The 8177-nt window shown below is 70.2% G+C and carries 3 protein-coding genes and 1 pseudogene; all 4 read left to right on the top strand.

Translation table 11 applies throughout. The features are described 5' to 3' along the window. Positions 1-1049 (top strand): annotated as a pseudogene (locus PKE44_RS11685) (hypothetical protein); the annotation flags it as partial. Positions 1050-1071: 22 nt separating this feature from the next. Further along, positions 1072-3714 carry a hypothetical protein gene (locus tag PKE44_RS11680; protein ID WP_324551319.1) on the top strand — a complete coding sequence of 881 codons (2643 nt, stop codon included), beginning with the start codon at positions 1072-1074 and terminating at the stop codon, positions 3712-3714. Continuing rightward, positions 3711-5390, top strand: a complete 1680-nt coding sequence (locus tag PKE44_RS11675) for a DUF2357 domain-containing protein (protein WP_324551318.1) — start codon at positions 3711-3713, stop codon at positions 5388-5390. Before PKE44_RS11680 ends, PKE44_RS11675 begins: the two co-directional genes overlap by 4 nt. Then, on the top strand, positions 5387-7900 hold the full coding sequence (locus PKE44_RS11670) for a hypothetical protein (RefSeq protein WP_324551316.1): 2514 nt from the start codon (positions 5387-5389) through the stop codon (positions 7898-7900). The genes PKE44_RS11675 and PKE44_RS11670 overlap by 4 nt, the downstream gene beginning before the upstream one ends. The last annotated feature ends 277 nt before the right edge of the window (positions 7901-8177 follow it).

Raw genomic sequence — 8177 nt, 5'->3', positions numbered from 1 at the left:
TGAAGCGGACCGTCACCACCGCCGGTGCCGAGCGCGATCGCCTGAAGGACGAGGCAAAGCGACTGGAACAGGAACTCGCGCGGCTCGACCAGCAGCGCCAGCAACTCGAGCGCGACACCCGCGGTGCCGCCGATGCGCAGCGCGCTGCCGAAGCCGCCCGCCAGCAGCAGGAGCGCGTGAACCGCGATCTGCAGACGGCCCAGGCCGCGCTGTCGAATGCGCAGGGCCAGCTCGGCGAAACCCGGGGCCAGCAGACCCAGCTCGCCGAGGAAGTCGCACGCCTGCGCCGGCAGAAGACCGAACTCGATGGCACGGTCAGTGCCGCCGCCGAAGCGCAGCGCGCCGCTGACGGTGCCCGTCAGCAGCTCGAACGGCTGAATCGCGATCTGCAGACGGCCCAGGCCGCGCTGTCGAATGCGCAGGGCCAGCTCGGCGAAACCCGGGGCCAGCAGACCCAGCTCGCCGAGGAAGTCGCGCGCCTGCGCCGACAGAAGACCGAACTCGACGGCACGGTCAGTGCCGCCGCCGAGGCACAGGCCGGACTGAAGCGCCTGCAGGAACAGCAGCAGCGCGCCGAGCGCGAGGTCGCGGCGCTCACGCAGACGCTCGATACCCTGACGGCCCGCAGGAGCGCCCTCGAAGCCGACGCCGCGCGCCTGGAAGCAGCCGGCAGGAACCTCGAAGCCGCCCGCAGCGAAGCCGCCAGGGCCGAAGCCGAGCTGGAGAACCAGCAGACCCGACTGGCGCAGATCCGGGCGCGCCAGGAATCCCTGGGCGCCGAGGTCGGGCAGCTCGACCGCCAGCGCGTCGCCCTCGAAGCCACGCTGGCGACGCTCAGGCCCCAGGCCGCGGAAGGCGAAACCCTGCGCACCCGCATCGCCCAGGACCAAGCCACCGTGCTGAGCCTGCGCGAACAGATCGGGCGTCTGCGCGCCGAACGCGACGCCGTACAGGCCGTCACCGCTGCCGCCCCGCCGCCGGACCTGCCCGCCTCCCCGGTGCCCGCCCCGGCCGCACCGGCCATCAGCCCCGACGCCGTCTCCCGCTGATGCCTGCAAGGATGTCCCTGCCATGACACTGGATACCAACACCCTGATCTGGCTTGCCTGCGGCGGTGCGCTGGCCGGCATCCTCAGCGTGCTGATCGCACTCGTCTGCGGCCTGCACTACAGCGCGGCCCTGCGGCGCATGCCGGCGGCAGCCTTTCTCGAAGACGTGGTCGCCCGGCTCGATGCGCGGCGCGAGGAACTCGCCCGGCTCGACGGCCGGCTCGGCGAGCTGCGCGCCGACCGGGTCCGGCAGCAGTCCGAAACCGAAACGCTGGCCGCCCGGCGCGACGCCCTGAGCGCACAGCTGAAGGAGCTGCAGGAAGACCTCGCCGGCCTCGACGGTCGCCGGGCCGAGATCGCCGGCACGACCGAGGAACTGAGCGAACTGCGCACCCGGCTCGCGGCCACCCTCGACACGCTGGAGACCCGGCGCGCCGAATCCGGACAGCTCGAACGCGAGGCCGAACGTGCCCGGGCCGCGCTGGCACTGCTCGATGAGCGCAAGACCGAAATCGAAGCGATCGACGCCGCCGAACGCGAGGCAAGAGCGCGCCTGCTCGATGCGCAGACCGCCCTGACCGCGGCCGGGCAGGCACGGGATGCGGCACAGCGTGACGAGCAGCAGGCCCTCCGGGCACTCGAAGCCCTGGGCCCCGAACTGGAACGCCTGCGTATGGAACGCGGGCAGATCGAGGCCGGACTCCCGGCGCTGCGTGCCGCACGCGACGCGCTGCTGCAGGAAACCGAAAACCTGCACCGGCAGCAGGACACCCTGACCGGGCGTTCGCGCGAGCTGCAGGACGACATCCAGCGCCTGCAGACCCTGCTGCCGATGCTGGCAGCGAAACTCGAAACCCTGCGGGAGGAAACCGCCGCCATCACGGACGAGCGGGATGCCCTGAAGTCCGAATGCGGGCCGCTGGCCGCCGAAGTCGACGGGCACCGCCAGCAACTGGACAGCCTGCGCACCCGGCATGAAACGCTCGATGCCGAGCTGCGGCGCCTGCACGCCCTGCAGACGCTGCTCGAAGCCCGCATCGAGTACCTGCAGCAGGAAGCGGACGCCCGTCGTTCGGAACTGCAGTCCCTGACCGACGCACGCGAGCCGCTGGCGGCGGAAGTCGACCAGCTGCAGCGCCGGCTGGACCCGCTGCGTGTGCAGCATGACGCGCTGGAAGACGACATCGGCCGTCATCAGGCCCGGCTGCCGACACTGCAGGCGCAGCTCGAAACCTTGCAGCAGGCCATGGCTGCCGGCAGCGCCGAGCACGAAGTGCTGACGGCCGAACGTGCACGGCTCGTCGCCGAAACCGCTCAGGTCCGGCAAGGACTGGAGCAGTTGCGCATGCAGCTCGACAGCGCCGAAACGGAACTCAACCGCCGGCGCGCCGAGCTTGCCGCGCTTGCCCCCGCCCGGCAGCCGGAGGATGCGCAGGGCGACGCGCTCGCCGACCTCGAACAGCCCCCGGCCTGCCTGGTCGGTGCCAGCAGCCCGGGCGCACAACCGTTGCTGCCAAAGCCGCAGCGCGACGAGGGCGAGGCGGCCGCGCTCGAACGGGTGCAGGCGCATCTGTCCGCGCTCGGCCTGCGCTTCCCCGAACGCACGCTGCATGCATTCCACACCGCGCTCAAGACCGCGACGATCAGCCCGCTGACCGTGCTCGCCGGCATCTCCGGCACCGGCAAGAGCCAGCTGCCGCGCCGCTACGCCGAGGCGATGGGCATCCACTTCCTGAAGCTGCCGGTGCAGCCGCGCTGGGACAGCCCGCAGGACATGCTCGGCTTCTACAACTATCTGGAGAAACGCTACAAGGCGACCGAATTCGCGCGGGCCCTCGTGCATTTCGACGCCCACAACTGGCCGCACGCCCGGCCGTACCGCGACCGCCTGCTGCTCGTGCTGCTCGATGAAATGAACCTCGCACGCGTCGAGTACTACTTCAGCGAGTTCCTGAGCCAGCTCGAAGGCCGGCCGGCTCCGAAGGACCACGATCCCGAACGCATCCGCAATTCCGAAATCGTGCTCGATGCCGGCGGGGCCGGCGGCGTGCCGCCGCGCATCTACCCCGGCCACAACCTGCTGTTCGTCGGCACCATGAACGAGGACGAATCGACGCAGACGCTCTCGGACAAGGTGCTCGATCGCGCCAACCTGCTGCGCTTCCCGCGCCCCGACCGGCTGGTCGGCGAGGCCCTGAGCGGTGACGGCCGGCCGGCCAGTGGCTATCTGCCTGAATCCCGCTGGCATGGCTGGCGCCGGTCGTTCGGCCAGTTGCCGAAAGCCGTGCAGCAGCCGGTTGAGCGCTGGATCCAGCACCTCAACGAGGATCTCGACGGCCTGCACCGCCCGTTCGCGCACCGGGTCAACCAGGCCATGCTCGCCTACGTCGCCAACTACCCGGGCGTCGCCGAACCCGGCGCCGGCGATGCGCTGGCCTGTGCGCGTCTCGCCTTCGCCGACCAGCTCGAACAGCGCATCCTGCCCAAGCTGCGCGGCGTCGATCTCGGCGATGCCGGCGTCGCCTCGCACCTGGAACGCATCGGCCGGCTGATCGAGGTCGATCTGGACGACCCGAAGCTGGCCACCGCCTTCCGGCGCGCCCGCGAGGATGACGGCAGCGGCCGGCCGTTCCTGTGGACGGGCGTGCGCCGCGAGTCGGCATGATCCCGTTCGTGCTGTCGCTGCCCTGGGGACTGTTCGCGCAGACCCCGCTCGACGGCCGGCCCGTGCGCCATGCCCTGCGCCCCGGGGACGCCGTGGAGCTCGATGGCCGTCACGGCACGGCGCTGGCGGTAGCGGCCGGTACCGGGCTGAAGCTGAGCGGCCGGCGCTGGAGCACGCAGCCCCTGGGGGATGCATTCCCGTGGGACGGCGCTCCGATGCAGCTGCATGCCCTGCCGGGCGCGGCGCTGAGCAGCGAGCGTCGGGTGCGCATCGACCTGCACCGCAGCGGCCAGCCGCCGCTCGACTGCGAACTGCTGCTGCAGGCAGCGCTGCTGCGCCCGCGCGGCGGCGCAGCCGACACCCCGGCTGCCCTCGCCATGCTGGAATTCCTGCACCAGACCCTCGGACGCCTGCGCGAGGTCGAGGCCGCCGATGCCGATGCCGATGCCGGCTGGCGCGAAGACCCGACCGCCTGGGACCGGCTGCAGCGCGCCTGGCCCGAGCGCCAGGCGCAAGCCGAAGAAGCGCGCCACGCGCTGATCGTCGAGCACGCCGGACGCCTGCCGGCGCTGGTCGAAGCCACGGCCGGACATCCGCGGCGCGTGCTGAAGCGCACGCGCCAGCAGATGCCGATCGACCGCATCCAGGAACTCGATACCGCCTGTCTGGAATGGATGATCCGCAGGCCCGGCCTGTCCGTGGCCGAGAAGGCCGGCCCGCGCCAGCGTCTGCTCGGCGTCGCCCGCGAGGAAAACCTCGACACGCTGGAAAATCGCGTGCTGAAGGACTTCCTGCGCCTGAGCATCGAGGAAGCCGGACTCTGGCAGCACGCCAACCAGCGCTTCGGCCTCAGCGAGCGCGCGCGGCGGGTCGGCCGCTATCAGGCGCTGTGCCGCAACTGCCACCGCGAGCTGCGCGCCGCCGGCATCAGCGACCCCGTCGCCCCGGTGCTGCCGAATTTCGTGCTGCAGCACGACGCCCGCTATCGCGTGATCTGGCGGGCCTATCGCGAACTGCTGAGCGCCGAGCAGCGCGAGGATGATCTCTGGCGCTGGCAGGGACGGCTCTGGGCCGACTTCGTGCGGCTCGCGGTCGTCATCGGACTCGGACGCATCGCCGATCCGCAGGTACGCCTGCAGGCACCGCTGCGGCTGCGGCGCGAGCAGGCCCGCGGCCGCTGGTCCGACACGCTCGCCCGGCTGGCCGTGTTCCTGCTCACGCTGCGGGGCAGGCCGCTGGTGGCCGAAGTGCTCGATCCCGGCCTGCCGCAGCCCGCCGCGCAGCCCGCCGGCCTTGCCGCCGTGGCGCCGTGGCAGCATGCGCTCGGCTGCACCGCCGTCATCGTGCTGCGTGACGGCCGCGATGGCCGCCAGCGCAGCCTCTGCGTGTGGGCGGCGCACGGCGTCACCGATGTCCCCCTGAGCCTGGAAACGCTGGCAGCCTCCGCCGACGAAGCCCTGGATCAGGCGATGCGCCGGGAGGCCCTGCATGGCGACGACCGGATCCGCGCCCGCGGGCTGGTGATCCGCTCGAAACACGATGCGGCACCGGAATTCGCCACCCAGGCCGGCCGGGTCTATGGCCTGACGCTGTCGGCCGATCCGGCGCGCATCCGCGAGGCGTTTGCCGAGTTCGCGCTGACCCTGCAGGACAGCCTGGAGAGGCTGTTCGCATGAGCCTCTCGCCCGGCATCGATCTCAACGGCGTCTGTGACTGCACCGTGCTGCCGGACGGTGCGCTGCGGCTGGCAGCCGCACCGCCGGTGGTGATCGACGCGTCCCCGCTCGGCGTCCTGACCGGCCGCATGGCGCTGGACGCGCCGGCCGGGCGCAGCGGCTGGCCGGCCGAAGACGGCATCCGCCTGCCGGTGCTGAGCCTGCTGCGGGCGCTCGGGCACGACGACGATGCGCCTCTCGACGCCCACGAAGTCGACGCCCCCGAAGCGGCCCGTCTGCTCGGCCGGCATCTGGCCGGCCTGCTGCCCGCGCGGGTCCGCACCGCCGTGGCAGCGGTGCCGGACACCGACGGGTTTGATGAGCGCACCCGCGCCCGGCTGCTGGACGGAGCGGCACGCGCCGGCATCGACCTGAGCCTGCTGTGGCGCCCGGTCGCGGCCTTGCTCGGCTGGGGCGAAGCGCTGGATGCCCGGGCGCTGCAGGCCTTGCATGGTCGCAGTGCCTGCGTCATGCAGCTGCTGGCCGATGGCATCGCCCTGGGCAGCTACGGCCTCGAAGCCGTCGAACAGGGCGGTCGTCTGACGCTGGTCCCGGTGCGCCGGCGCGATGGCCTGCGCAGCTGGCAGCCTTGGCCGCACGGGAACCTGAGCCGGCTGCTGGCGCGCGAGCTGGACTGCGCGGAGCCGGCGCTCTGCAGTGGCCCCTGGGCCTGGAACGTCCTGCTCGGACGCGCGGGGCAGCGCGAGCTGCAGCCCGATGCGCAGGCCCCCGGCGGCTGGCGCCTCCTGCAGGGACCGGCGCACCTCGGCGGCGCGCTGGCCGATGCCCTGCGCCGCGGCCTCGATGCAGTCCTCGCGAGCACTCCGGCGGCCCTGCAGGACGCCGCGCTGATCCTGATCGAAGGCCCGCTGAACGATGCCGCGCTTGCCACGGACGGCGCTGCGCCGCTGGCCTTCGGCCACTACGTGCAAAAGCGCCTCACTTCGGCCCTCGGCAGTTCCACAAGCCGGCGCATCGTCACCGCCGGACTTCGGGACGCCCTCGTTGCCCGTGGCTGCAGCGTCAGCGCGACCCGCCTCGGCGCCCGCGAGATCGCCTATTACGACTTCCTGCCGATGCTGGAAATCAACGTGCTGCGCGCCGGCGAGCATGCGTTTGCCGAACTGATCGAGCCTGCCGAGCGCGTCGCCGGGGGCAGCAGTTACACGCATACGCTGGCCGATCGTTTCATCGTCGCCAAAGACACGCGCTCGCTGGTCTTCTACCTGCTGAAAGAGGACGAAGCCGGAGCGCGCCGCAGCGAAACCCTGCTGCCCGTCCCGCCATCCACAACCGTCGAAATCAGTCTGCAGGTTACCCAGACCCCGGCTCAGGGTTATGCGCGCGTCGAGATACGCCCCACGAAATCCGGCATCCTCGGGCAGTCCGCGATTTTGCTGGACTGGACCACAATGACCGCGATCACCGGCTCACGGGAAGATGTCCTGCTCGAACTGGAACTGCAAGGTCTGGGTCATCCGGACATTGCACCGCAGCGTACGCATCGGCTGCTCTGGAAATACAAGCGCGGTGACGGCCTGACGATTCTGAAAGCCTTGACCGAATTCACGGCCAGCCCCCTGAAAACCACTGCGCACAGTCAGTACAAAAAACTCCTCGTTCAAACCCGCAGCCTCGCCGGTCTGCGCACCAGCCCATATCTTCTCACACAGGGCGCCAACCCGGATCGGACCGCCTGCACTGCCTTTGATTCAGACGGAAACATCCCTGAAGAATTTGCCTTGCAGATGCAGCCTTGCATCGAGCAATTCTGCAATTGCCTCAACTCGGACTTCAGTGCCGTCAAGCATGCCCGGACCAGACAGGACATCCAGACACGCCGGAACCTGTCCAGGCTTGGAGCAACGCTCTACGCGGCCTGCCCCGACGAAATCGTGCATTATTACCGGCTGATCGCCAGAGGCACCGTCAGTGACCCGACCCTGGTGCTGCATGCCGGCAAGGTGCTCTGCACCGAAGCCGACCTCGACAGCCTGTTCCGATATTGCGCTGACTGCTCGATCAGTGCGGTGAAAGACGGAAAAAAGCTTTCCAATTTCGTGCTGCGTGCAGCCGGCGATGCGCTGGCCTACCGGGAAACCGCCGGTGTAGTCCTCAATGCCATTTCCGCAGACAGGCTTGCCGATGCCGCATTGATGGTGCTCGAAGAAGAAATCAACGCCATCAATTACAAGGTGAGATTTCGTGCCGCTGCCCGGCTGGCACTGTTCATCCTGCGCCACCGGATGCGCCGCCGCGATTTCCTGCATCCATCGAGTCGCGACCCTGCCAACCGCCGGCGGGCCCAACGTCTCGAAGATCTGATTACCCGGTCGCTCGCATCCCGGCATGCTGGTGATGATCTGACGGTCGCCCTGCAGGAACTGCAGGCACAAATCCGCTACCGCGGCACCAACGCGATCATCGACATCGACGCAGACGCTGGCGATGAAACGGAGGACGAGGACTGAAGCAGTCCTGCCCCGCCCGCACTTGCCTGCGACATCCAGCACCCGACCCGGAACATCGATGGAATCGTGCCCGAGGGCGGCGGCGGGCCGAACGATCCGAACGGGGAGCGGCAGCCGGCACGCTCACTGACCGCACGGGGCGGCCTTCGGGTCGCCTCGTTCATGGCGGCCAGCCGCGTTGCCGGTCAGCCCGCGACGGCTGCGCGGCCGGAATCCGTGGGCGCCGCCCTCACAGCTCGATCTGCGTGCCCAGCTCCACGACGCGGTTGATCGGGAT

The sequence above is a fragment of the Plasticicumulans sp. genome, from assembly GCF_035331805.1.
GTDB lineage: Bacteria > Pseudomonadota > Gammaproteobacteria > Competibacterales > Competibacteraceae > Plasticicumulans.
This window is presented reverse-complemented; position numbering and strand designations above follow the sequence as displayed.

Coding starts and splice junctions, on each gene's coding strand:
- PKE44_RS11680 (WP_324551319.1), top strand. CDS start 1,072: ATGACACTGGATACCAACACCCTGATCTGGCTTGCCTGCGGCGGTGCG.
- PKE44_RS11675 (WP_324551318.1), top strand. CDS start 3,711: ATGATCCCGTTCGTGCTGTCGCTGCCCTGGGGACTGTTCGCGCAGACC.
- PKE44_RS11670 (WP_324551316.1), top strand. CDS start 5,387: ATGAGCCTCTCGCCCGGCATCGATCTCAACGGCGTCTGTGACTGCACC.